The organism is Legionella gratiana (assembly GCF_001467695.1).
Taxonomy (GTDB): domain Bacteria; phylum Pseudomonadota; class Gammaproteobacteria; order Legionellales; family Legionellaceae; genus Legionella; species Legionella gratiana.
The window spans coordinates 16,692-41,808 of the sequence record NZ_LNYE01000007.1 but is presented as its reverse complement, the minus strand read 5'-3'; the positions used below and the strand labels follow the sequence as shown (position 1 = coordinate 41,808).

Below are 25,117 nucleotides of genomic sequence, written 5' to 3'. Positions count from 1 at the left end.
GGATAATTATGATAAGGAATTCATCTTGAGCTTACTTCCATTAATTGTTGATCTTGATGGGACACTAATTCATACAGATATTCTTCATGAATCAGCTTTAAGGCTTTTGCGCACTAACCCTTTTGCTCTATTGCGTATCCCTTATTGGTTATCAAGAGGAAAAGCAGCCCTCAAAGAGTATTTAGCGAAACATACACAGTTACATCTCAGTTCTTTGCCTTATAACAACGATTTATTACAGTGGTTAAAGCAACAAAAAACAGAGGGACGCAAGCTTATTTTGTGCACTGCCTCCGATCGTTCTATTGCAGATGCTGTGTCAGAGCATCTGGGGATTTTTGATGAAGTAATCGCAAGCGACGGTTCCATCAATTTGGCAGGGGAGAAAAAAGCACAGGCTCTTGTAGCGCGTTATGGGCATGCAGGTTTTGATTATGCTGGTAATTCTAAAGTGGATATTCCTGTATGGCAATGTGCTCGAAAAGCAGTTGTAGTCAATGCTTCTGCAAAAGTAGCTGAAAAAGCAGAGGAAAGTTGCGAAATTGAGCGTGTGTTTCCTTCATTAAAGTCAAATTTTGGAACATGGTGTCGTGTATTACGAGTTCATCAATGGTTAAAGAACGTCCTTTTATTTATTCCTCTTTTGGCAGCACATCAAATTAATTCTTTTGATCATTGGTTTATGCTCATTCTTGCTTTTTTTGCATTTAGTTTATGTGCCTCTTCAGTTTATATTATTAATGATTTAATGGACTTGGAAAGTGATCGCTTACATCCACGAAAATGCAAGCGACCTTTTGCGTCGGGTCAAATTCCAGCTTGGATAGGTGTTGTTCTTGCACCATTATTGCTATTTTGCAGCCTTTTATTGGCAAGACATGTAGAAGGCACTTTCATATTTTGGCTGGCCTCTTATTTTATCTTAACTTGTTTGTACTCTTGGAAACTTAAACGTATTGTTTTAGTAGATTGTCTTGTGTTATCGATTCTTTATACTTTGCGAATTATCGCGGGTAATTCAGCGATCGATACACCCATGTCATTTTGGTTACTTACTTTTTCTATTTTTTTATTTTTATCACTTGCATTAGTGAAACGTTATTCTGAATTAAAAGTCCAATTACAACATGGTTCAAAAAGTGCTCATGGACGTGGTTATTATACTTCAGATGGTGAATTAATTCAGATGCAAGGAATTACCTCTGGTTTTGCCGCTGTCTTGGTGTTAACTCTTTATATTCATAGTGATGCCATTATGAAACTCTATAAAATTCCAGAGCTACTTTGGGTAGAAGTACCTATTTTATTGTTTTGGATTAATTGGATGTGGTTGCAAGCTCATAGAGGAAAAATGCATGATGATCCATTAGTGTTTGCGGTAAAAGATAAAGTTAGCTTGTTGGCTGGTTTAGCCTTTTCTTTTATATTAGTTTTAGGTGCTGTAGGATTATGGTAGCCGTTACTTCTTGGGGACGATTAGGTAGTTGGGAACATGAAGTTCGATCGTTGTATTGCAAATATCAAACTCCTGGACAATTACAAAGTGATTGCAAAGGGGTTGCCTATGGCATGGGACGTAGTTATGGAGATGTTTGTTTAAACCCCAAAGGTCTTTTATGGAAAACAACAGGGCTTGATCGTTTTATCTTATTTGATGAAGTAACGGGTCTTCTTACATGTGAAGCTGGAGTATTATTACGCGACATCCAACGTTTGTTTATTCCACGAGGTTGGATTGTACCTGTGACCCCTGGTACCCAAATGGTTACGGTTGGAGGAGCAATTGCAAACGATGTCCATGGTAAGAATCATCATATTTCTGGATCTTTTGGAAACCATGTTCAACGAATTAAATTGGCTCGTACGGATGGGAGTGTTATTGAGTGTGGACCGAATCTCCTGCCAGAATGGTTCGCAGCCACAGTAGGAGGAATAGGTTTAACCGGAGTAATTCTTGAGGTAGAAATTCAGCTTGCTCCCATTGTTGGGCCGTGGTTAGTTACTGAAACATTACCTTATGAGAGTCTTGATGAATTTTTTCAACTTGCTAGTGAATCAGAGGCAAACTGGTCGTATACCGTTTCTTGGATAGATTGTGTGGCTAAGGGTAGAGTACGTGGCCTTTTTATGCGTGCAAATTCTTATGAACAAGATAAAAATATAGTTCATCGAGGGAAAAAATGGACGATGCCTATTGTTCCACCAGTATCGTTGGTAAATCCTTTATCGTTACGAGCATTTAATTGGCTTTATTTTAATGTAAAGAAAAGTTCTAAAGAGTTTCAAAAAGTTTATTATGAACCCTTTTTTTATCCTTTAGATCATGTGACTCATTGGAATAAAATGTATGGACCTAAAGGATTTTTTCAGTATCAAACAGTCATTCCTCCCGAAAACAGCATTGATGCGATACAAGCGATGTTAGATGAAATTTCTTTATCCAAACAAGGATCTTTTCTAACTGTATTAAAAACTTTTGGTCATAAAAAATCAGTGGGTATATTAAGTTTCCCCATGCCTGGTGTGACCTTAGCATTGGATTTTCCCAATAAAGGATTACATACACACAAGCTTTTCGAACGCTTAGATGCAATTGTTCGAGCGGCAGGAGGACGAAATTATCTTGCTAAGGATGCACGCATGCCAAAAGATTTATTTGTGAGTGGTTATCCTCGCTTTCATGAACTGTTGCCATATCGTGATCCAGGAATAAGCTCAGCGATGTCGCGTCGATTAATAGGGGATTAGTTGGTGGTAGATGATAAAAAGAGAATTGTAATTATTGGTGCTACTTCAACCATTGCTATGCACTGTGCACGCTTTTGGATTGACAAGGAACCTGTTATTTTAACATTAGTAAGTCGTGATAAGGCAAAAACAGAGCCTATAGCTGCAGACTTAAAGACACGCAACCCACAAACTGTGATTCAAATCATAGAAACACATTTTCTTGATCCGATTGCGATCAGGCAGGTTGTAGATTCAATTGTTGCAGAAGGACCTTTGCATTTAGTATTAATCGCTCATGGCTCTTTACCTGATCAATCAGTTTGTCAGCAAGATATTATCGATTGCCACGATGCATTAGCGATAAACGCCCTTTCACCTGTATTATTTGCTGAAGCTTTTGTAGGACACATGCAAAAAGCAAATCAAGGCACTTTGGCAATTATTGGTTCTGTAGCGGGAGATAGAGGCCGTAAATCCAATTATGTGTATGGTGCAGCTAAAGGACTGATTACACGATATGCAGAAGGTCTTCAACATCGACTCGCTCAAACCAACGTTAAAGTTATTTTGATTAAACCTGGACCAACAAATACACCTATGACCGCATCTTTGAAGCAACAAGTAGGTGCTTTAGCAGAACCTGAAGATGTGGCAAAAACTATTACTAAAGGTCTAGAAAAAGGTAAATCGGTGATATATGCCCCAACTAAATGGGCATTAATTATGATCGTAATTAGGCATCTGCCAAGTTTTGTTTTTAATCGGTTAAATATTTAAGCGCCTAAAATAGGAGCATAATTCTATAGTTATTTAAAAGAATTATCTGTTGAGGCCTATACTTGGTGTGGATTTAAAATTGTTTTTAACAATAGGATTTTATTATGCTCAAAAAATTGTTTTCATGGAGTGAAGATCAACAAGTAATTAATAAAATACTTCACTGGAGTTTAGAGATACTCATATTCATTACAGTAATTTGTATTTTTGTTCCTTTTTCACCTGAAATGCCAAAAGAAGGACTTGATCCGTCCTGGGCTTTTGGACTAAACCAAGCAATATCACAGGGGTTACTTTTTGGCCGAGATATGATTTTTACTTATGGGCCATTTGTATTTTTGTATACAAAATTATACCATCCTGCAGTCGCTTCCTCGATGATGATTGTGGCATTGTATTTGAGTATCACATATGGAGGACTTCTTGCTTTTCTACTAAAAAATAAACCTTGGTATTTTTTGATTTTTGTTTGGATAGCTTTGATGACCACTTTATTGGTGAGGGATTCATTGTTTTATACATATCCATTACTTGTCGCGATATATTGTTTTAATTCGCTAAATACAGAAATAAAGCCAAATCATGTCTATAAATTGTCTCCTATTATTTTAGCATTATTATTTTTCCCGTTTGGATTGTTACCTTTAATAAAAGGAAGCTTCTTAGTTGTTTGTTTAGGTATACTAGCTTTATCTTTTCTCTTGTTTATATCAGATAGAAAGTGGATTCAAGCTATTACTATAGTAAGTTCATTTCTTGTATCCATTCTTTTTTTCTGGGCTATATCTGGCCAACCGATTTTAAATTTATACCACTATTTCATATCCAGTTCAGCGATTATTTCCGGGTATGGAGAAGCAATGGGAATTAATGGAAATTTATCTGAGATAGTTTTCTATCTTCTAGCTGCATTTATTTTGTTAAGTTTACTATTGATTGAAAAAAATGGGGGCTCTAATAAATTAAAATTATTTATTGGATTATCATTTTTTATCTATCTATTTTTAGCTTTTAAGGGTGGTTTTGTTCGACATGATGGTCATGCGATGATAGCAGCCTCAGCCCTTTTGATTGCTGCGGTATCTGTCTTTTTTGTAGTCAACTTAAAGAAAGCATCCGTAGTTTTGTTCTTTGCTTCCTTAGCGTGTATCGGTATTAACATCCATTATATAGGAATGCAGTTTTTTATTTATGACATAAAATCTTTTTATCTATCGACTTGGAATGGAATTATAAAAAGTTTTGCTGACAATCAATGGCGTAATAAAGAGTTTGATAAAGCACTTGTGCAGATACAAGAAAAAGTAAAATTTCCAAAATTTAAAGGGACAACTGATATTTATTCATATAGTCAAGCTTATCTAATTGCATCTAAGAATAATTGGAATCCTAGACCGGTTCTTCAAAGCTATTCTGCTTATACTCCTTCTCTAGCACAAATAGACAAAATGCATTTACTGAGTAAAAAATCACCTGATCATCTTATTTTCAAATTAGAAACTATAGATAGCAGAATCCCTTCGCTAGAGAATGGTCCTAGTTGGCCCATATTCTTAAGTTATTATCAACCAAGTACTTTAAAAAATGATTATTTATATTTACATAGAAGATCTTCACAAGTTGAAATCCCTAAAGCGAAAAACATACATGAGTCTGTTTACTCATTAGGTGAGACAGTCTTTGTTCCTGATATTTCTGCTCCGGTTCTTGCTGAAATCTATATGGAGCAAAGTATATTTGGAAAGTTAATGAACGTATTATATAAGCCAAGTCAGTTGCAAATTGTATTGCATCTTAAGAATGGAACAACAAAGTCGTATCGAATAATTCCTGAAATGGCTAAATCAGAGTTCTTAATTTCCCCATTAGTAGAGTACACTGCAGAATTTAGTTTATTATATGGTGGAGTCGATTTTTTAAGAAATAAAAAAGTAGAGTCATTTTCCATCGTGCCACTTGGAGGAGGATTGCAATGGAAAAATATATTTAAGGTTGTTTTTAAAGAAATGCCTAATTTTACTAAAGTAGATATAGCAAAAATTCATAATTTCGGCCACATTGAACAAAGTTCGAATGATCATGATGTTTCATTTGCTAAAAGTTGTTCTGGTTATATTGATCTGATCAACGATGCTCCTGCTACTTCTTCATTTATTGTTGATAATAATTTACTTAAGGTACAAGGTTGGTTGGTGAAATCAACTGAATCGAAAGCTGAGTTACATGAATCAGTTCTTTTAGTCTTAACGGATAGCAAAGGAAAGAATTTTTTTATTAAAACAAACTCTATGCAAAGGCCTGATGTAGCCGCAAGCTTCAAAGATCTAAAATTAGATGCTTCTGGTTATACCGCTCTTACAGATGTTTCATCACTTAGTGGTAACTATACTCTTGGTTTAGCGTATACTGAAGGAGATAGTATTAAAATTTGCCCAGAATTTAAGATTGCTGGTACCTTTAGTAATTCTGATAAAACTGAAGATATATTAAGCCCTGAAAAAGTTGCTGTTGCAAAACAATGCGTGGGTTATATTGATGAAATTAATGGAGCAGCAGCTACTACACCATTTATTGCTAATCAGTTGATTAATGTTCGAGGTTGGCTAGCTAAGTCTGTAGAACCAAAAGTTGAAATACCTGATTCCGTTTTTTTAGTTTTAACTGATAGCAAGGGAAAAAATATTTTCATAAAAACGCGGCCAGCAATTAGGCCTGATGTAGGTAAGCATTTCAAAAATCCAATATTAGACAATTCAGGATATATAGCTACTGCTGATGTAGGAGATATAAGTGGAAATTATAATCTTGGTTTGGCATATAAAGAAGGAAACAGTATTAAAATTTGTCCTCAGTTTAAAATTCCCGCTACTTTCGGTAAGCCTGATAAGGCTATAAATATAAGTACTGAAAAAGTTTCGGCTGCAAAACAGTGCGTGGGTTATATTGATGAAATTAATGGAGCAGCAGCTACTACATCATTTATTGCTAATCAGTCGATTAATGTTCGAGGTTGGTTAGCTAAGTCTGTGGAGCCAAAAGTTGAAATACCTGATTCCGTTTTTTTAGTTTTAACTAATAGCAAGGGAAAAAATATTTTCATAAAAACTCGGCCAGCGATTAGGCCTGATGTGGGTAAGCATTTCAAAAATCCAATATTAGACAATACAGGATATATAGCCACTGCTGATGTAGCAGATATAAGTGGAAATTATAGTCTTGGTTTGGCATACAAGGATGGAAATACTATCAAAATTTGTCCTCAATTTAAAATTCCTGGAATCATTAAAAATGCGACATAGGAATATATAAGATATTTTGAACGTTTTTGTTGGACAAAATCAAACTTAAAGGAATTTAATATGAGTATACGATTACAACTACGAAATCTAATGACAAACCATCCTATTGCAGTAACTTTTATCATTATTGCAGTTTTCGTACGATTAATTTTTTGGTTTTATACCGAACGTATCTGGGAAGATGCACTCATAACATTAACATCTGCACGTAATGGATGGCTTGGATATGGTTTAACTCATCATATTAGTGAGCCTTATATCCAAAGTTTTACATCGCCAGTCGGTGTATTCATTGCTCTTATCGGTGAAACTTTTCATCAAGGATTATTTTTGTTGCGAATAACATCATTGGCAGCAGCTGTCGGATCTATTTACTATGCATATCGCATTGGCCAACTCCTAAATTTTAATCGAGCCGGACAGATACTTGTCCTTGGATATCTCGCAACCGATCAACTACAAATATTTTTCGGGATGGCTGGGATGGAAACTCAAGTTGCTACGATGATTTTTATAGCAACTGTTTTCTACTTTTTTAAGGAGGAATGGGTAATACTTGGTTTTTTGGCCGGAATAGGTATGCTAACTCGTCCTGAATTTGTTTTTTGGCTTCCAATATTGGGAGTGGGTATTATCTGTTCTTCATCAAAAAAAGCTTATTTTAGCTTAATATCATTTTCTTGTGTCGTACTACCATGGATGTTTTTTGCCTATTTTTATTATGGTTCTATAGTCCCAAATACGATTGTTGCAAAGAGTTTATCTGGAAATATTGGTCCATTTAAGAATTCATTACCGACAGTAATTGATTATTTTTTAAACTCATGGAAGAGTATTGCTCCATTTAAAGAATGGTTTTTTACCACACAGGAGCCTCTTTCTTCTTCCATAATTATGTTCGTCGTTATGACTGTGATAATCCTAGCCATTTTAGGGATCTTGAAAGCTTGTCTTATCCGAGAGTGGAAATTATTAGGAGTAGCAATAGTACTTTTAACTTTTATAGCTTATCGATCTTCTGCAACATTACCCACTTACTTCATGTGGTATTTACCTCCATTCGTTGCTTTATTATTTTTGCTTGCTGGATATGGATTGTCGGGAATAACTTTTCAGCAAACACGTTATTATCAAGTTGGAGCAATTGTCCTTGGGAGTTTTATAGCTATAGTATATGCATCTCATATTCCCTTCTCGTTTCCAGTAGAGAAACGGGTTCAAAATCAAATAGAGCGTGGAGTTCGTTTGAAAACTGGAGAGCTTTTGGGCTCAATGATGGGACCAAGTGATACTGCTGTACTTGAACCATTAGGGTACATGGGTTTTGGAGCATTTAATAAAACAATATATGATCATCCAGGTCTAGCTTCTAAAGTTTCTGTGGATGCACTTGCTTTAAGCCCTAATAAAGGTTTCGGTGATCTGATTCAGCTTTTAAAGCCTTCTTTTATTGTTCTGCGACCAAAGGAGTTCATAAGCTTTTCAATGTATCATCCTGAAACGGCAAAAGATTATTCACTTGTCACTGAGATTAAGACAAAACCAGGTCTTAACTTAAAACAGTGGGGTTATGAGAGTAATATATATATGGTAGATAGTGATTTTTCAATATATCGATTGAAAGACCCTCGTACTGCTACTTCGGCTCAATCTGCGCAACAAAAAAAATTGGACCGAACAAGAAACACTAGTATTTCTCACCTATTTAAAACTGACACGATTTTAAATGAAGTTAGTGAAGAAAGAGTTTCATTTGCTAAGTATTGTGCTGGTTATATTGATATGATAAATGGAGCTCCTTCTACGACATCATTTGTTGTTGATAATAATTTACTTAAAGTACAAGGATGGTTAGTTAAATCAACTAGGACAAAAGCTGAGTTACCTGAATCAGTACTTTTAGTCTTAACCGACAACAAAGGGAAGAATATTTTTATTCAAACAAAATCCATGCAAAGACCAGACATAGGAGTAAGTTTCAAAGATTCAAAATTAGATGCTTCAGGCTATACTTCAATTGCAGATGTATCAGCAATTAGAGGTAAGTACACTCTAGGATTAGCATATACTGAGAAAAGAAATATTAAAATTTGCCCCCAATTTAAAATTGCTGGTTTTTTTAAAAGAAATCCTTCTTAAAATGATAGATAAAAAAGAATAGAAATATTTTTCTTAGTAATTGGTCATCGATTTCAGTAGAAGGATTTATTTGAAATTAAACTATTAGTAACAAGTTCAAACATTATCCTAAATTCGGCACTCGTAGTAAATTCAACTGCCGAATTTAGGATTATACAAGCTAAATGTGACCTATTAGTGCGCCAAGCAAAGATTGGCTTATCTTGCAGGTGAAAGTCCTGTCGCAGAAGGGGAACCGATCCCACTGCGTATCGAGTCTTGCGTCAATGGAGGTAACGAAATTGACGAAGCGTAGACAGAGAAATTGTCGAGCCGAAACCTGAACCGCATAGGGTGAACGAAATTAGCTCCGAAAACACGTGATCGTGAGAGCAGATGAGGTTTGTAGCTCAGCAAACAACAGAAGAGTGTAGTAACTGAATCGGGAACACAGCATTCTTCTCTCACCGGGGTTGTAAACGTCAGCGAGGCAATAGAGATAAGACTAGGAACTTGGGAAGTCCATAGATCCCTGCAAGGAAAGCAGTATAGAAGTCGCGAGATGAAAAGAAGGTTTTAGGGATGGCGGAGTCAGCCGTAGTAGTGATGAAGCGAGTAACGATTGTGGAGCAAAGGGCAGGCAGAGAGTAATAGCAAACGAGGGCCACTTATGCCCGTACATACAGCATACGGGCCACAGAAGAAAACAAAACTCGAATGCATAGGACACAGGAGCAAAGTACAGGAAAGACACTGTGTTCAACAATATTGGTTACGTTGTCGACCTGGATTTGCTACGTGAATGTTACCAAGAGCTGGAAGGAAGAAAAGCGATTGGTATAGGGCTATCGCCAGTGACCTTTTACCTTAAAAAGCTGCACTCCATTAGTGTTCCAATGAAGACTATTTAGAGTTGACCGCAGTTTTAATCACATTTTAAAGGATTGCATTTTTCCATGAAATCGTCCACTACTTCCGGTAGATAATCTTTCCAACTGTGACACGGAATACCTAATGTATGTTCGATTTTTGTTGTGTCCAAAACAGAATTCTTTGGTCTTGAAGCTTTCGTTAAATAATTTTCTGATTTTATAGGGCTTAAACGAATAAGTGGTAAATTCATACCCATTTTCTTAGCAAGATCGATAAAATGCTGTGAGAACTCAAACCAGTTGGTTACACCCGATCCAGCATAATGATATACTCCCCAATCGTTAAAAGATGGAGTATCTATTTTTGTTACGATCTCTAATAGAACTCTTGCAATATCTCGAGCTGCCGTTGGTCTACCCCATTGATCAGTAACGACTTTCAGTTCCTCTTTACATGTAGCCAACTTTAAAATTGTTTTTACGAAATTATTCCCACTAATCCCAAAGACCCAACTCACACGTAAAATGATATGTTCTTTAAGTTGTGAAATAATTGCCTGTTCACCTGATAACTTGGACTGAGCATAAGCATTTTGAGGATGTGTAACATCTATTTCATTATATGGACCATCCTTAGTACCATCAAATACATAATCTGTAGACAAATGAATTAAGGGTATTTTGTTTCGATCGCAATATAATGCTAACTGTCGCACAAACTCTGCATTGATAATATGGGCCAATGTGGCTTCATCTTCAGCTTTATCTACAGACGTATATGCAGATGCATTGATTATCAGCTGGGGTTGAATCGAAAAGAGAGTTGGGCCTACTTCATTAATATTAACACAATCCAGTTCTTTTCTCGTTAAAGCAATTGCCGTATGTTTTGTTTGTATAAATCGCCGGATAATTTCAGAGCCAACTTGGCCATTAGCGCCTATAACTAATATTTTCATCGATATCTCGGTAACAATTGAGAATCAATTCCGCTCAAAGGACTCGCTTTAATATCTTTTGCAGAGAGTTGAACATCATCAGTCAGAGGCCAATCTATGGCTAATTCGGGATCTCGATAATTAATCGATAGTTCACTTTCCGGGTGATAATAATCAGTGCATTTATAAAAAAAATCAGCAGTGGCGCTTAAAACATAAAAACCATGAGCAAAACCTTTCGGGATCCAAATTTGACGCCTATTTTCTCCCGAAAGAATAACACCAACCCAAGAACCATAAGTAGGGGAGCCTAACCTAATGTCAACAGCCACATCAAAGACTTCACCTGCGAAAACGGAAACCAGTTTTCCCTGAGGCCGTTGACTTTGGTAGTGTAACCCTCGTAAAACCCCCTTTCGTGAACGCGATAAATTATCCTGAACAAAAGTATCTTGTATGCCAAGCAACTCCTCATATCGTTGAATCTGAAATGTTTCATAGAAAAAACCACGCCCATCACCAAAAATATGAGGTTCTATAATTTTAACTTCATGTATATGGGTCTCTAAAACATTCATGAAACTGCCTTGTCCTATAAAACATTAAGTAATTAAAAATATCACAAATAAAGGCAAAAAACCAATTCAATAGAACTACGGCTAATATTTTCTTTAAATATTGATTATTTTAATTTGTGCTGCCTAGCTCGAAGTATCCTGGGTCTATTGATACTTCTAGTTTCTTGGCCAAAATACTTTGCTTTTGTGCGCTACGAAGCGCACAAAAGCAAAGTATTTGACTTCAAGCTAGCGAATTGTAAACAGACTCTAGAAATTTAAAATAGTTAATAAATTAATAGAGTTTCTTAATATGCTTCGCGAAAAGATAAGCGTTTATGACCAATGTAACTAGTAAATACAGGAACAACCAATCCAATTGCATGTGCAATTTCTTGTATAAATCGTTCTATTCCAAACAAAGGCAAAAGGTAATGAACTAAACCTAGACTAATTATCCAAGTTTGCACTATTCCAATAAAATTAACTAAAGTAAACCACATAACAGAACGATGTGTACTCTGAGTTCCCCTTCTAAATACTATTATTTTGGCAAGGATAAATGCGCTAATCATACCTGTAATGTAGGCAAGGAATATGGATAAAGAAAAATTAAACCAAAAACTATAAACGATGCGCGAACTAAAATTAATAGCCGCAGCAATACCTCCTGTAAATAAAAAAAGAATAAACTGTCTAGAGAAAAATTGTTTCTTCATGCGATTGCTTCTTGTGCCATTTTTTTACCAAAATCGATGCTTTCGGATATCCCTCTATCTTCAGGATAATAATATGAAGTATCAGCTACCCATAATCCTTTAATGGGTAATCCTACAGGAGGCAATTGATTTAAAAATCCAGGAGAACAGATTGGTTGTGCATAACGATATCTATTTACTTTAATATCAATAATATGTTCATCATCTAACTCTGAGTTAATCCTCTTTAAATAATTGCGTACCTTATCAATAAACACTTGATCGGACTCAGCAAATTTGGGATGTTCTCCTGGCATATAAAAAGGCACATATAAAATGTGTTGTCCTAAATCTCTTAAGTTTGAATACTCAACCAAACCAGGAATATCCATTTCAGGATCATTAATATTAAGCCAGAAGTTTTCAGTTAAAGGTTTTTGAAGTTTTACAATAACACATGCAACAGCAATATTCTTAATCGATTGATAACGTTCCATAATATGTTTAGGAAGATCAGGCATAATTTTGGGAACAAAAGGCAAGGGGATGGTGCTAATCACCTTATCAAAATATTCAATCTTTCCAGCTACTTCTACACCTTGTACTCTACCATCTTTAATTATCACTTTGTTGACTGGGCATTTAAGCCTAACTTCTCCGCCATTGACTTCGATTTCTGATTTCATTGCTTGCAATAAAGTTTCAGAGCCTCCCTCCAAATATCCTAATTTCTCTCGAAATAAATTATATCTAGACATGCCAATTCTTTTTATCCTACTCCATATCCAGGCAGCCGATAAGTTATTTGCATAATCATAAAATTTATATTCAAAAAGCTGATGCCATAAAACATCATATGCTTTTTTACCAATCCATCGTTTAATCCATTTAGTTGCCTCTACATTATCGAGTGATCTCCAAGAAGCTCGCTTTGTAGATAGAAAAGCGTGAAAACCATAACGAAATTTAGCTACTGGGTTTAATCCACGAAATTTGAGAAGGGCTAGCGGGTTACCCCAAGGTTGTAATCTATTTTGATACCAATAGCCCATTTTAGTTTCAACCCAACGCAGTTTATCGGTTAATCCCAATTCATCTAATGTTGTTAAAAACGCATGGTCAGAAGTACAATGAAAATGATAATAACGCTCTATAGATAAACCCGAAAAATCGAAAGAAGCACTCATTCCTCCTACACGATCATCAGCTTCAAAAATAATAGGTTGATAACCCTCACGTACCAAATGATATGCTACTGCTAAACCCATCGGGCCTGCTCCCAATACAGCAATCCTTTGACTCATTTTTAAAACTCCAAAATTATTTTCTTATAAGTAGGCTCATTAAAAGTTTCATCAATCGCCTTAGCAAAGGAGGTATAAGGCACACCAAAAATATGAGGCCAGTCAATGACTTCAAATTCATCTTTAGCACTTAATGCAGAAAGTTGTTGGGTGGTAAACGGAGGATTTTTATCTAAGCGTCCCCATACCCATAAGAGAAAATAAAATAAACTGTATGGAATTTTTGTAATAATTGTTTTGGCGCCGATTGAACGCTTTATCTCACGTATAATATCGATGTAATCTATGCGCTCATGGCCTGAAATATTATAAACACCGCCAACAAACTGTTTTTCAATACAACTAATGATAATATTGCAAAAATCGCCCACATAAAGTGGTTGACGCATATATCGTCCATGCCCAGGAACTGGGAAAATAGGAACTTTTTTCATAAACCGAGAGAGCCAACCTAAATGTTTACGATCAAACCAACCAAACATCAGCGTGGGGCGTAAAATAACACACGGTATGCCACTGGCTAGTACTAAATCTTCTTGCTCTTTTTTAGTGTTCGTATAAAAATCATTGGCTACCGATTCTACAACTGAAGAGCTTATGTGAACTAGATAAGGGATTTTATTGTCTTTGATTGTTTCAAGAATGAGCGTTGTGGAGCTTACGTTGTTATGCACAAACTCTTGGTAATCATTTCCACCAATTTGAGCTTGTAACATCACAACTACATCTGCACCAGAAAAATGTTTCTGCCATTCTCCAGGCACTGATACATCAGCATATTCAGCAGTAATATCAGGATGTAACTTTTTTAAAATAGCCAAATTGGTCTGATGTTTATCTAAAACAACAATCTCTTTGTAATTTTTTGTTTTAAGACGAACGATCAAATTTTGACCTACAAGTCCCGCTCCCCCAGGGATTATGATTTTTTTTATTATTTGACTCATGAAAAATCCATTTTATTATATATTAACAAAAACAATTAGTTACAAAGAAATAGTAACATTATTAATGTATAATCCCAAATATATTCTTTTTACTTTGCATTTTAGATAGAATTTTTAAAGAATTCGGTAAGTTATATGCAGATCTATTATTTTCTCTTTCTGTTCTTCTTGTTTTAATAAAATAGTTTAATTTAAGAAAGACAATATACTTTAATGTTATTAACCTTAATTTCTCCTGGCATTTCAAGAGGATCAAATCGAATATTAACGCCACCATGCGCGTAAGGTAGGGCAAATTGCGCTTTGACTAATCCTGAAGGGTACCACCTTCTTAATGACTTTTGTTCGGAAAACATCCCATTGTTATCCCAAAAAACTTGCATCCAACCTTCATGGGATCTCCAAATATTAAATTCTAGTCCCACATCGGACGCTTTTTTACAGATAATTTTATTATTAAATGTCAACATTGGATCATTTGAGATTGAAATGATTTCAAACTTGTTTTTCAATAAATTTGTTTTAGCACCAGCCACAGAAATAGTGCTGAACTTTATATTTACCTGTTCCGCAGGAACATTGTTTCGAGGCACTCCATTAATATGCCAACCTGGAAACTCTGCCCATTGCGGACTTATAGGAATAGTAATATTTGTGTAATTTGCGAAATTAGCAAAAGATTTAAATTGTAAATTTTGGAAAGTTACAGGATGAAATTGTTGAAAACAAATTATAAATGCTACAGTAAATAAAGCAATCTGAGTTAGTAAATTATTATTTGAGATTATTATGGCGCTGAAAAAAATCAATGTCTGAGGGATCCATACGTATCTTGTTGCATCATCAAGGGCTACAGCCATCGGATTTTCTTTGCAAGCCCATTGAGCCGCGAAAATAAATAAAACTGCACCCATCATATTCAAGGCTACTTGAATTTTTATTTCAGATTGTTTTAGAGTGAGATTAGTTTTACTAAACATTGTTATCATTAAGATGACATAGAAAAACAAAGCGCAAATTTTTGTTAATACAGTATTTGCACCAAATAAAACTATTTGGATGAAAGAAGTTAACCAATCCCATATATGAGGATCAATTGTTTTAGAGCCTAAACGTTCTGAATGAAGTAATATGCATAATTGAACTATTCCACTCCCTATCACAACTAAATACATCCAAATGTTTTTTCGAAAATCTTTTATTATAAAGCTTTTCAATATCAGGATAGGAATTAATATTAATGAGAATGGACCAGTTAATCCTAAAAGAAATAACAATATGATATTTAAAGCAGAACTTTTAAAGGAAGGATCCTTAGTGAGTACTAATAAAGAAAGAGCCGCACCTAACATCCATTGTGAATATGATATATTAAATAGATTTTGACTGTTATAGCGTTGAAAGCTTACTAAAATAAATAAAAACACTAATGATAAAAAACTAGTCTCAAAAATTTTTGCCTTCTTATTAAGAATCCAAAACAGGAATAAATAGGATAGCATCCACCCTATAAAATAGATGATTGGACGTATGTCCAAAGAAAAATAATTTGCTATTATGGCAACTAAACGTGGATATACATGTAAATATCCCGCGTATGGTTTCCATAAAGAAGCAAAGCCAATAAATTGGGCTTCATTAATAAAAATGGTTCCATCTTCAGCCCAAAGATATTTTCCCGAGAGAATATCTAATCCACCTAGCCTAGGTATAAGTAAAACAATAACAAGTATCAACAATGCAAAAAACGAGAAAAAATCTACTTTCTTATTTAAGATTCCCTGCGAAAAACTATTGCTTTGAGCAGCTACGGTATTTTTAAATCCGGCTATTAGCATTTTTCTAATTCCTAAATATGTTTAAATCATAAACTTAAATAAATTTCTAAATATAAAATCTAATCCGAATTTATGAAATGCCTTCTGGATTTAACGGTATTACTTTAAACTAAGCAGTTGAGTCCTACTGTGCGAGCCAAAAGCACTGAATATACTGTATTTTTTTGTTCACCATAGCGGTGATTACTGCTTCCACAAAAAAAATTAAAAAATACAGCGTCCTTAACTCGCTCTTTTCTGGCACAATTGCTTTTTCTAGGTTGAAGTTTTTGTCAAATTGGATCAACTAACTGCAGCAAATAAGTTCCATAACTATTTTTACTGAGTTTCTTGCCAATTTCTTTAAGTGCTTCTTTGCTTATCCAATTGTTTTTATAGGCAATTTCTTCTAAGCATGCAATTTTTAATCCTTGACGATGTTCAATAGTTTGTACAAAAGAACTCGCTTCTAGCAGACTTTCGTGAGTTCCTGTGTCAAGCCAAGCAAATCCACGTCCAAGCAATTCTACATGAAGATTGCCGCATTCAAGATAAAACTGGTTAATACAGGATATTTCCAATTCTCCTCGATAGGAGGGACGTACTTGTTTGGCAATGTCTATAACTTGATTATCATAAAAATAAAGTCCAGTTACTGCATAATGTGATTTTGGTTGAGAGGGTTTTTCTTCAATGGATATAGCTTTCATTTGATCGTCAAACGCTACGACTCCAAAACGCTCAGGATCTTTTACTGGATAACCAAAAACCGTAGCCCCTGTTTGACGTGTAGCAGCTTCTCGTAATTGTTTGGTAAATCCATGGCCATAAAATATATTATCGCCGAGTACTAAACATACATTGTCGTGACCTATAAATTCTTCACCGATAATAAAAGCTTGAGCTAAACCATCTGGACTAGGCTGTAATGCATAGTGTAATTGTATGCCAAATTGTTCCCCATTTCCTAAGAGTCGTTGATATGCTGGACAATCTTCTGGAGTGGTAATCACAAGAATTTCTTGAATACCCGCTAACATTAAAACGGATAAGGGATAATAAACCATGGGTTTATCATAAATAGGAATTAGTTGTTTTGAGATGCCTTGAGTTATTGGATACAACCGTGTTCCTGATCCTCCTGCGAGCACAATTCCTTTCATGCTGATAATTCCTTTTCAATAACGTGTAATTGCTTTTGTTGCAGTTTGTTTGTAATAATTTGGCACCAATTTTGATGGTTGAGATACCATTCTACTGTTTTTCGCATTCCAGATTCAAAAGTTTCTTTGGGTTTCCATCCCAACTCTCGCTGAATTTTTGTTGCATCAATTGCATAACGAAGATCATGGCCTGGTCTGTCTCTAATATGTGTGATTAAGTCTTTATAAAATGAAATATTGGCTGGTTTTTGGGGGACTAATTCTTCTAATAATGAACAAACTGTATAAACTACTTCGATATTTTGTTTCTCATTATGGCCGCCAATATTATAGGTAGAACCGACAATGCCATTTTTTAAAACTAAATAAAGAGCATGAGCATGATCATTGACATACAACCAATCTCGAATTTGCGTTCCATTACCATACACTGGTAAATTTTTTCCAGCAAGAGCATTGAGAATGATAACTGGAATCAGCTTTTCAGGATATTGGTAGGGGCCATAATTATTAGAGCAATTTGTGGTTATTGTGGGTAATCCATAAGTTCTATGCCATGCTCTAACTAAATGATCGGAGCATGCTTTGCTTGCTGAATAAGGAGAGCTTGGGGCATAAGGGGTTGTCTCTGTAAAGAATTTAGTGGTGTCTTCTAGATCCCCAAAAACTTCATCAGTAGAAATGTGATGAAAGCGAAATGATTGGCGTCGTTCTGTCGGTAATGATTGCCAATAAGCTCGAGCCGCTTCAAGTAAGTTATAAGTCCCGACTATATTTGTTTGAATAAATTCAGCGGGCCCATCTATAGATCGATCCACATGGCTTTCTGCGGCTAAATGCATGATTGCATCAGGCTGAAATGTAGAAAAAATATGATTGATTTGATCGTGAGAGCGGATGTCTACCTGTTGAAAAATATGACGTGGATTGTTGATAATGTGATTAAGTGACTCTAAATTTCCAGCATAAGTAAGCTTATCTACATTGATTACTGTATCTGTTGTGTGCTCAATAAGATAGCGCACCATTGCTGAACCAATAAACCCTGCACCACCAGTAATTAAAATTTTCATAGATTAAATTGATTACCTTCTAAACGTCCCTATTATTTTTTAAGATGCTAAAATATTATATCTTCTTGATTGTTCCCAATTATTCTCAATCAAATGGCCTATTGTCAAGGGTAAAATTGTTTATTAAAAGGTTGTTCATTTATTAGGTTTGATGAGATAGTTTTAGACCAATTATGGCAATAATAATTAAGGCAATGCAGCCAATTCGTATAAGCGAGGTGGGTTCACCAAGAAAGTAAATGCCATAAATAACTGCGCCAACTGCGCCAATACCTGTCCAAATCGCATAAGCAGTTCCAATAGGTAATGTTTTTAAAGATTGAGCGAGTAATATAAAACTTAATACCATGGCAAAAATTGTTATGAGTGAAGGATAAAGCTTTGTAAATCCTTGTGTATCTTTGAGTTTTACTGCCCATACTACTTCAAAAAGGCCCGCGAGAAATAAATAAACCCATGCCATATTTTTTCCTTAATTCATGTGTGTAATCCTAGAAAAATACCATCATCTTGCTTCGCTAATTCTATTACTTAGGTTCTTTAAGCCGCCAGATACCAATAAGCCTATCTCGTGTCATCATACTCATGACAAAGTCCTATTTCAAATTGGGTATTCTAAGGTTAAGGATAAGATACCACCTCGAATAATTATATGTAAGCACTGGAAAAAGAATTTAATTAAATTAGAGTGTGTGACAACACACTCTAAAGTTTAAGCCCCAAAAATCTTCCTTTTAGTGGTTGCGCGATTTTTTCAAGAGCACGACAAGTCGCTTTAAGATATTTCTCATTTGTATTGAACTCTTTTTTTCTCAATTTAGATCCCAACGATGTAATGTCATAAATTTAAAAACTAGCGCCAATCAGAATCGCTTGTACCATACTCTTCACCAACACCTACATTTTGTGCGTTAGGATTTATAGTCTTTGCACACGAACTAAAAAATAATACAGCTCCCAAAAGATAGATAAGTACAGTAATTTTTTTAAATAATTTAATTGCAGTCATTGTTGTTCCTATAGACTTTAGTCATTGATAATTCAAATGAGAACGATTTTATAAATAATCATGTATTTAAGTTCAGAATACAATATGGCCTGATAAGCTTAATTTCATAAATTTGAACGAATAGTTCAAGATAAGAAAAAGAGTCATTGCGAATGGAATAGTAGCGCTCCGTAGGCTTCGCTTAGCATAACAAAAATATCTGCAGGATAAGCAGATTAGCTTTTTAGAATGGGTTAGAATAATAAAGGCACTTCCTCTTAATAAGCATCATATGATCAAGAACTATGAAAATAGACGTGATGAGAAAACAATGCTTAACCTCATTATCAAAGTAGCAGAGAATGATAAAAGAATTAGAGCCGTGATTATGAACGGCTCAAGAGCAAGTCCATCTGCCAAAAAAGATATTTTTCAGGATTATGATATCGTGTATTTAGTCACTGATGTTGGATCATTTGTTGATGATAAAAACTGGGTGAGTCAATTTGGTGAATTACTCATCATGCAAATGCCTGATGAAATGGATGAAAACTGGCCTAAATCTAAAGACAAATATGTCTATTTAATGCAATTTAAAGATTGGAATAGAATTGATCTTACTTTATTAAGTATTAATCAATTAAAAACTATGCCAAGAGATAGTCAAAGTATTTTATTACTTGATAAAGATCAGGTTATTGAACCTTTTGATCAACCCTCAGATAAGGATTATTTACCGAAACCACCTACAGCAAAGGATTTTTTCGATTGTTGTAATGAGTTTTTATGGGTAAGCACTTATGTAGCTAAGGGTCTTTGGAGAAAACAGCTCACGTACGCAAAATACGTTTCAGAACAGGGAGTAAAAGATCAGCTCATCCGGATATTAATTTGGTATATAGGAACCCAAACGGGTTTTAATAGAACGATAGGAGCTTATGGCAAATATATTGAACACTATCTTGAGCCCAAAATATGGCAAGCATTTTTACAGACCTACGTTGATGCGGATTATAAAAATATGTGGACTGCATTATTCAAAATGTGTGAACTGTTTTATGATTTGGCAATTAAAGTTTCAACTTATTTTGGTTTTTCGTTCAATCGAAAAGAGTTTGAGAATGTAGTAACTTATTTACATGAAGTACAAAATAAAACATCTCTTAATGAGTAAAATAGAGTCTATTAAATCCGGGTCGATAAACGGATAATTAATAGATATTGACAGCACTGCAAAAATGATTTACGTCTAGTAAAACTTGTGCAGAACTTATGAAAATAAATTTCTTTAATTAACAGGGGGACTGTTGCTAATTTGCCAAGATTGTTTAATTATCAACAGACCCTATAAATGCTAACTTTTATTGAGAACTATTCACTATGTACTTTATAAGACTCATATTTTTATTATCTTTTGTGAATATTGCATTTGCAGGTCCATGGTTTACTGGACCTTTGCTCGCACCAGCAGGAAAAACAATACCTGCAGGGCACGTTAATATTGAGCCTTATGGTTTTTTCACTGGCTATCCACGTGGATATAGAAACATTGAAGGTGTTCCAATTGTCAGTGTAGGGATTGCTAGTTTTTTAGATTTACAAACATCGATCCCTTATGATTATAGTTGGGCTGACGGAGAGCATGGGAATGGTATTGGTGATTATAGTTTGGCTTTAGGGATGCAAGTTTTGCGACAACAAGAGCATTCATGGCTGCCTGATTTGCGTTTTGTGATACAAGAGGTTTTTCCTACGGGTCGTTATGAAAATTTAGATCCTAAGAAACTGGGTACTGATCAGACTGGTCTAGGTGCTTTTCAAACACTGTTTGGATTCAATTTTCAAAAATTGGTACAGCTTAAAAATGAACATTATTTTCGTACACGATTGAGTCTGGTTGGTGTCAAGTTCAGTGATGTTATTGTACATGGGCCGAATGTTTTCGGAGGGGGTACTAAAACCCAAGGTAAAGTAAGGCTTAAAAATGCTTATTCTGCTGATTTGGCTTTTGAATATACATTAACGCAAAATTGGGTCCCTGTTTTTGAAGTTCTGTATGCTCATAGTCCGGAAAGTCACTTTGATGGCAACCCTGGATTTACTCCTGGTGGTACTACTGCGGCTGGTGTTGGAGGAAATTCGAATGAGCAGGTTTCATTTGCTCCAGCTCTTGAATATAACTTTACTTCAAATTTAGGCATTATTGGCGGAGTTTGGTTTTCTGTCACAGGTCCACATGCAGCTAAATTCGTAACAGGAGCTATTGCGATTAACTACTTTATTTAGGTAACTTAATCCGTTCAATTTCTTGAGTAATTTGGCCAAAAGAATCAACATAGCCCATGGCAATTACAGATGATTGCGTTAAAATTTTCGGAAAGTTATAAGATTGAATGAGCTGAGACATCTCATTTTGAAATTGTTTTGCTTGGCTTGGATTACGAAAATGTTTCGCCATTAACGTAAAATGGGGACTGTATTCAAAAAATACATTAGGACTGCCATAACGTAAAAAAGCTTTTCTTTTTTCGGGCATTGATGCTGCCCAAGTAGGAATTGGAGCATTGAAATCACGCAATTCAGTTAACTCGGGTTATTAAGAATAACGCACTAATTTTTATTATTAATTTCATTGTCCCACCTTAATTTATTGCTTCATAGCGGTCCTAATTTTCAAAAAATAAAAAAATCTTTTCTTTTTTACACTAAAAACTAAAAGTTTAGAATAATTATTTTTGCTCAGTGTTTTTTAGAGAATTAGGATGACTTTATTAGAGACTATTGATAAGCGCATAGTATCAAAATAAAATATTTATTCATTTTGTAAATTCATTTTGTTCCATTATGCTAAATTTAGCATAATGGATTATTTTTCGCTTTAAGAGTTATATGGCACTAAAATTACTTACAATCAGTTTATTAGAAGATCTTGTTCATGTTGCTGAATTAAATCAAGAAGGTAAAACTGCGGATTATATTCCGGAACTTGCTAATGTGAATCATGAATTGACAGCAATTGCCGTACAACTCATTGGCGAGAAACCTATTTCTCACAGTAACAGTACTCTTCACCCGGTAACCTTGCAAAGCACCGCCAAGATGATTCCATTGATAGGACTCCTTGAGGAATTTGGTGACCAACAATTGTTTGATTGGGTTAAAGTCGAACCTTCAGGTGATGATTTTGCCTCAATTACACGCTTAGAACAATTTGGCCCTAAACCGTCAAATCCTATGTTGAATGCGGGTGCTATCACTTTATGTTCTCATATTCCTGGCAAAGGTGAGCAACAATTTCGATGGTTAGAACATTGGGTACAAAAATTATTTAATCAACGTCTCAGTATTAATCCTTTGGTTTTTGCTTCTGAAAAACGAACTGGTGATCGTAATCGTGCACTTGCCTATATATTGAAGAGTCGCAATAATCTTGGAGCTGATATACAGGAAACCTTAGATTTGTATTTTGCATTATGTTCCTATGAGGCAAAGCTAGAGCAGATGCTTTTCTTGCCCACGTTACTCGCAAACCGAGGAATAGATTCTAACAGTGGTGAGCGAATTATCTCAGCTGAAACGTGTAAAGTTGCGTTAGCAATTATGGCAACTTGCGGATTATATGATGAAACTGGTACTCATATGGTTAAGACTGGGATGCCGGCTAAAAGCGGTGTTTCTGGGTATACGATTGCTGTTGTTCCTGGAAAAGCTGGCATTGTGGTATTAAGTCCAAGAGTTAATGCTAAAGGAAATAGCATACGAGGTGAAATTATGTTAGAAGGTTTATCTAAAGCAATGGATTGGCATTTTGCATTGCCTTAAACCTAGAAAAAGCAGTAGGACCCAATTGCTTTTTCTAAGTATCTCATCACCCCGCTTTGCGGTGAGTGATGTTCATTTCGAATGAAGCGCATAACATAATTGTTGAATGGATTATCCTTAAAATGTCATGCGATGAGTGGAAGGAGTAGAATCCAATGCATCAAATAATAGAGCGGTAGGATAAGCGATAAACATTGAAGCGAGTCCAAGGCATATGCCAAATGAAGCAATGGCAAAAGTTATTGAAGTAACTGCTGGTAAAATCGGAACAACTGTGGACAAAAAGAGGCAAACACCAATTCCTAAAATAAGATCTTCTTGTTTCGGTGGATTAGAATCAATGAAAGCGCCCATGGTCAATAAATAGGGGTATATGGCAATTTCTCCACATTTCAAAAAGAAAGAACCATAAAATTGAGTTAATGATTTAGTTGCTGACATACCTGATCTCCTAGTACTTTTTATTTTTAGCGCAAGTATACTGATCAATTGTTAAGAAAACATTAGATAAAATCTCATTTATTTTCAAATTTTTTTCCGACAGAGCTCATAGTATTTTCTTGTAAAACAAGAAGAAATTTATTGCTTTCGAATTTCATGTTATCCATTCGCTTATCCTGAAGATCAACTTCGTTTTAAAATAATCATTTTTTCGTGCGACATCTCTTTCATTGTTGAAGGTATTCCTCCAATGCCATATCCTGATTGGTTTAATCCTGAAAATGGCATCCAATCCGTACGGAAAGCAGTATGATCATTAATGAGTACTGCAGAAGCACTTAGACATTCTGCTGCTCTAAGCGCTGGTGCTAGGTTCTCAGAAAAAACACTGGCTTGGAAAGCAAAGGGCAGCGAATTTGCAATACGGATGGCTTGATCGATATGGTCATACTCATAAACACACGTTACTGGGCCAAAAATTTCTAATTGTGATACTTTAGTATCTGCAGGTGGATTAAATAATACTGCTGGCATTAAAGTGGTTTCGGAAAGACGGTTTCCACCAAATAATTTTGCTCCTTTTGCTACTGCTTCATCGATCCAGGAAAGGACGCGATCTGTTTCACGCGGATGAATAAGAGGCCCAACTTCGGTTTCCTTGAATTGGGGATCGCCAACACGGAGTAACTTGATCTGCTTCACAAATCCATCCATGAATGAAGTGATAATTTCTTTGTGAACAAAAATTCTTTGTACTGAAACACAAACTTGGCCAGCATGGTAATATCCACCTTTGACTAGAGATTGAATCGTTTTCGACAAATGAGCACTGCAATCAACAATTACTGGTGCTGCCCCACCATGCTCCAAAGCACAGCGAGTTCCCGGAGCAAGTTTACTACGCAAGTACCAACCTACTTTAGCGGAGCCAATAAAACTTAAGAATGCGATACGTTGGTCTGTTGCTAATTGCTCTGACAAGCTATTGTCGTCGGTAATAAACGTTTGACACCACTGTTCTGCAAGGCCAGCTTGTCGTAATAGCGTCACAAACTCCAAACAGGATAAGGGGGTTGGCACGGCAGGTTTAATAATCACAGGACATCCTACTGCAATTGCTGGAACTACCTGATGAACAATGAGATTTAATGGATGATTAAAAGCCGAAATTGCAGCTATAACGCCTATGGGTTCTTTAATCGTGAATGCCCAGCGATGATCACTTGCAGGAGTAAGTCCCATAGGAATTTCTTTACCGGCAAAGTGACGTAATTCGTCCGCAGCATTATGTATTCCATCAATAGCACGAGACACTTCAATTGCTGCATCAGTAAATGGTTTTCCACCTTCTTGAGCGATAAGTTTGGCGAATCGTTCTTGTTGATCTATGAGTAATTGAGCCGTATTTCTTAGTATTGCGATACGTTCATGAGGTTTAAGCCAGCCATCTCGATTTTTCAGCGCACCCATCGCAGCAGTAAGTTTCGCTTCAAGTGCTTGAGCATCATCAGTAGGAATTTCGGTAATTAATGAGCGGTCAAAAGCATGTACTATTCGCAGTGTTTTATTCATC

General features: G+C 35.5%; 21 protein-coding genes. 8 read left to right on the top strand and 13 right to left on the bottom strand.

What is annotated here, in order from left to right:
• Positions 1 to 25 precede the first annotated feature (25 nt).
• The 5 genes from Lgra_RS03825 (at position 26) to Lgra_RS03805 (ending at position 8,945) form a co-directional block, all read left to right on the top strand.
• Positions 26 to 1,456, top strand: a complete 1,431-nt coding sequence (locus tag Lgra_RS03825) for a UbiA family prenyltransferase (RefSeq protein ID WP_058497966.1) — start codon at positions 26 to 28, stop codon at positions 1,454 to 1,456.
• Complete coding sequence (locus tag Lgra_RS03820) at positions 1,450 to 2,748, top strand: FAD-binding oxidoreductase (protein ID WP_058497965.1); 1,299 nt, start codon at positions 1,450 to 1,452, stop codon at positions 2,746 to 2,748. Before Lgra_RS03825 ends, Lgra_RS03820 begins: the two co-directional genes overlap by 7 nt.
• 3 nt (positions 2,749 to 2,751) lie before the next feature.
• The gene (locus Lgra_RS03815) at positions 2,752 to 3,507 is read left to right on the top strand and encodes an SDR family NAD(P)-dependent oxidoreductase (RefSeq protein ID WP_083502848.1); all 756 of its coding nucleotides are present in this window, start codon (positions 2,752 to 2,754) and stop codon (positions 3,505 to 3,507) included.
• A gap of 308 nt (positions 3,508 to 3,815) precedes the next feature.
• Positions 3,816 to 6,806 (top strand): MFS transporter, encoded by a 2,991-nt coding sequence (locus Lgra_RS03810; protein WP_131743537.1) that lies wholly within the window; start codon positions 3,816 to 3,818, stop codon positions 6,804 to 6,806.
• A 60-nt stretch (positions 6,807 to 6,866) separates the two neighbouring features.
• Complete coding sequence (locus Lgra_RS03805; RefSeq protein WP_058497963.1) at positions 6,867 to 8,945, top strand: ArnT family glycosyltransferase; 2,079 nt, start codon at positions 6,867 to 6,869, stop codon at positions 8,943 to 8,945.
• A gap of 904 nt (positions 8,946 to 9,849) precedes the next feature.
• Here the strand turns inward: Lgra_RS03805 and rfbD are convergent.
• The 10 genes from rfbD to Lgra_RS17720 form a co-directional block, all read right to left on the bottom strand.
• Positions 9,850 to 10,755 carry a dTDP-4-dehydrorhamnose reductase gene (gene rfbD, locus Lgra_RS03800; RefSeq protein WP_058497962.1) on the bottom strand — a complete coding sequence of 302 codons (906 nt, stop codon included), beginning with the start codon at positions 10,753 to 10,755 and terminating at the stop codon, positions 9,850 to 9,852.
• On the bottom strand, positions 10,752 to 11,312 hold the full coding sequence (gene rfbC, locus Lgra_RS03795) for a dTDP-4-dehydrorhamnose 3,5-epimerase (protein ID WP_058497961.1): 561 nt from the start codon (positions 11,310 to 11,312) through the stop codon (positions 10,752 to 10,754). The genes rfbD and rfbC overlap by 4 nt, the downstream gene beginning before the upstream one ends.
• A 287-nt stretch (positions 11,313 to 11,599) precedes the next feature.
• Positions 11,600 to 12,010 (bottom strand): GtrA family protein, encoded by a 411-nt coding sequence (locus tag Lgra_RS03790; protein WP_058497960.1) that lies wholly within the window; start codon positions 12,008 to 12,010, stop codon positions 11,600 to 11,602.
• Positions 12,007 to 13,293, bottom strand: coding sequence for an NAD(P)/FAD-dependent oxidoreductase (locus tag Lgra_RS03785; protein WP_058497959.1), 1,287 nt, complete (start codon positions 13,291 to 13,293; stop codon positions 12,007 to 12,009). Before Lgra_RS03785 ends, Lgra_RS03790 begins: the two co-directional genes overlap by 4 nt.
• Positions 13,294 to 13,295: 2 nt before the next feature.
• Positions 13,296 to 14,240 carry an NAD-dependent epimerase/dehydratase family protein gene (locus Lgra_RS03780; RefSeq protein ID WP_058497958.1) on the bottom strand — a complete coding sequence of 315 codons (945 nt, stop codon included), beginning with the start codon at positions 14,238 to 14,240 and terminating at the stop codon, positions 13,296 to 13,298.
• A 191-nt stretch (positions 14,241 to 14,431) separates the two neighbouring features.
• Positions 14,432 to 16,078: a hypothetical protein gene (locus Lgra_RS03775; RefSeq protein WP_058497957.1), complete on the bottom strand. Its 1,647-nt coding sequence runs from the start codon at positions 16,076 to 16,078 to the stop codon at positions 14,432 to 14,434.
• Positions 16,079 to 16,350: 272 nt separating this feature from the next.
• Positions 16,351 to 17,220: a glucose-1-phosphate thymidylyltransferase RfbA gene (gene rfbA / locus Lgra_RS03770; protein ID WP_058497956.1), complete on the bottom strand. Its 870-nt coding sequence runs from the start codon at positions 17,218 to 17,220 to the stop codon at positions 16,351 to 16,353.
• The gene (rfbB, locus tag Lgra_RS03765; protein ID WP_058497955.1) at positions 17,217 to 18,293 is read right to left on the bottom strand and encodes a dTDP-glucose 4,6-dehydratase; all 1,077 of its coding nucleotides are present in this window, start codon (positions 18,291 to 18,293) and stop codon (positions 17,217 to 17,219) included. Before rfbB ends, rfbA begins: the two co-directional genes overlap by 4 nt.
• A gap of 142 nt (positions 18,294 to 18,435) precedes the next feature.
• Positions 18,436 to 18,756 carry a quaternary ammonium compound efflux SMR transporter SugE gene (sugE, locus tag Lgra_RS03760; protein WP_058497954.1) on the bottom strand — a complete coding sequence of 107 codons (321 nt, stop codon included), beginning with the start codon at positions 18,754 to 18,756 and terminating at the stop codon, positions 18,436 to 18,438.
• A gap of 390 nt (positions 18,757 to 19,146) precedes the next feature.
• Positions 19,147 to 19,302: a hypothetical protein gene (locus tag Lgra_RS17720; RefSeq protein WP_157068248.1), complete on the bottom strand. Its 156-nt coding sequence runs from the start codon at positions 19,300 to 19,302 to the stop codon at positions 19,147 to 19,149.
• Positions 19,303 to 19,573: 271 nt separating this feature from the next.
• On the opposite strand from Lgra_RS17720, the gene Lgra_RS03755 reads away from it, so the two are divergent.
• Together Lgra_RS03755 and Lgra_RS03750 are read left to right on the top strand one after the other, a co-directional pair.
• Entirely contained in the window at positions 19,574 to 20,455 is an 882-nt protein-coding gene (locus Lgra_RS03755) for an aminoglycoside 6-adenylyltransferase (RefSeq protein ID WP_083502846.1), read from the top strand.
• A 206-nt stretch (positions 20,456 to 20,661) separates the two neighbouring features.
• The gene (locus Lgra_RS03750; RefSeq protein WP_058497952.1) at positions 20,662 to 21,567 is read left to right on the top strand and encodes a hypothetical protein; all 906 of its coding nucleotides are present in this window, start codon (positions 20,662 to 20,664) and stop codon (positions 21,565 to 21,567) included.
• Here Lgra_RS03750 and Lgra_RS03745 read toward each other — a convergent pair.
• Complete coding sequence (locus Lgra_RS03745) at positions 21,560 to 21,817, bottom strand: hypothetical protein (RefSeq protein WP_174905294.1); 258 nt, start codon at positions 21,815 to 21,817, stop codon at positions 21,560 to 21,562. The two genes, Lgra_RS03750 and Lgra_RS03745, sit on opposite strands and share 8 nt — an antisense overlap.
• Positions 21,818 to 22,170: 353 nt before the next feature.
• On the opposite strand from Lgra_RS03745, the gene glsA reads away from it, so the two are divergent.
• A complete protein-coding gene (glsA, locus tag Lgra_RS03740; RefSeq protein ID WP_058497951.1) occupies positions 22,171 to 23,103 on the top strand; it encodes a glutaminase A in 933 nt (310 codons plus the stop codon).
• Positions 23,104 to 23,220: 117 nt separating this feature from the next.
• On the opposite strand, the gene Lgra_RS03735 is transcribed toward glsA, so the two are convergent.
• On the bottom strand, positions 23,221 to 23,544 hold the full coding sequence (locus Lgra_RS03735; protein WP_058497950.1) for a hypothetical protein: 324 nt from the start codon (positions 23,542 to 23,544) through the stop codon (positions 23,221 to 23,223).
• Positions 23,545 to 23,727: 183 nt separating this feature from the next.
• Positions 23,728 to 25,116 carry an aldehyde dehydrogenase family protein gene (locus Lgra_RS03730; RefSeq protein ID WP_058497949.1) on the bottom strand — a complete coding sequence of 463 codons (1,389 nt, stop codon included), beginning with the start codon at positions 25,114 to 25,116 and terminating at the stop codon, positions 23,728 to 23,730.
• Position 25,117 lies beyond the last annotated feature (1 nt).

What these genes read in the sequence shown, in the direction of transcription:
- Lgra_RS03785 (WP_058497959.1), bottom strand. Translation starts at nt 13,293, where the DNA reads ATGAGTCAAAGGATTGCTGTATTGGGAGCAGGCCCGATGGGTTTAGCA.
- rfbB (WP_058497955.1), bottom strand. Translation starts at nt 18,293, where the DNA reads ATGAAAATTTTAATTACTGGTGGTGCAGGGTTTATTGGTTCAGCAATG.
- Lgra_RS03780 (WP_058497958.1), bottom strand. Translation starts at nt 14,240, where the DNA reads ATGAGTCAAATAATAAAAAAAATCATAATCCCTGGGGGAGCGGGACTT.
- Lgra_RS03805 (WP_058497963.1), top strand. Translation starts at nt 6,867, where the DNA reads ATGAGTATACGATTACAACTACGAAATCTAATGACAAACCATCCTATT.
- glsA (WP_058497951.1), top strand. Translation starts at nt 22,171, where the DNA reads ATGGCACTAAAATTACTTACAATCAGTTTATTAGAAGATCTTGTTCAT.
- Lgra_RS03755 (WP_083502846.1), top strand. Translation starts at nt 19,574, where the DNA reads ATGATCAAGAACTATGAAAATAGACGTGATGAGAAAACAATGCTTAAC.
- Lgra_RS03735 (WP_058497950.1), bottom strand. Translation starts at nt 23,544, where the DNA reads ATGTCAGCAACTAAATCATTAACTCAATTTTATGGTTCTTTCTTTTTG.
- rfbC (WP_058497961.1), bottom strand. Translation starts at nt 11,312, where the DNA reads ATGAATGTTTTAGAGACCCATATACATGAAGTTAAAATTATAGAACCT.
- Lgra_RS03775 (WP_058497957.1), bottom strand. Translation starts at nt 16,078, where the DNA reads ATGCTAATAGCCGGATTTAAAAATACCGTAGCTGCTCAAAGCAATAGT.
- Lgra_RS03820 (WP_058497965.1), top strand. Translation starts at nt 1,450, where the DNA reads ATGGTAGCCGTTACTTCTTGGGGACGATTAGGTAGTTGGGAACATGAA.
- Lgra_RS03745 (WP_174905294.1), bottom strand. Translation starts at nt 21,817, where the DNA reads ATGCCCGAAAAAAGAAAAGCTTTTTTACGTTATGGCAGTCCTAATGTA.
- rfbA (WP_058497956.1), bottom strand. Translation starts at nt 17,220, where the DNA reads ATGAAAGGAATTGTGCTCGCAGGAGGATCAGGAACACGGTTGTATCCA.
- Lgra_RS03790 (WP_058497960.1), bottom strand. Translation starts at nt 12,010, where the DNA reads ATGAAGAAACAATTTTTCTCTAGACAGTTTATTCTTTTTTTATTTACA.
- Lgra_RS03750 (WP_058497952.1), top strand. Translation starts at nt 20,662, where the DNA reads ATGTACTTTATAAGACTCATATTTTTATTATCTTTTGTGAATATTGCA.
- Lgra_RS03810 (WP_131743537.1), top strand. Translation starts at nt 3,816, where the DNA reads ATGATTTTTACTTATGGGCCATTTGTATTTTTGTATACAAAATTATAC.
- Lgra_RS03730 (WP_058497949.1), bottom strand. Translation starts at nt 25,116, where the DNA reads ATGAATAAAACACTGCGAATAGTACATGCTTTTGACCGCTCATTAATT.
- sugE (WP_058497954.1), bottom strand. Translation starts at nt 18,756, where the DNA reads ATGGCATGGGTTTATTTATTTCTCGCGGGCCTTTTTGAAGTAGTATGG.
- Lgra_RS17720 (WP_157068248.1), bottom strand. Translation starts at nt 19,302, where the DNA reads ATGACTGCAATTAAATTATTTAAAAAAATTACTGTACTTATCTATCTT.
- rfbD (WP_058497962.1), bottom strand. Translation starts at nt 10,755, where the DNA reads ATGAAAATATTAGTTATAGGCGCTAATGGCCAAGTTGGCTCTGAAATT.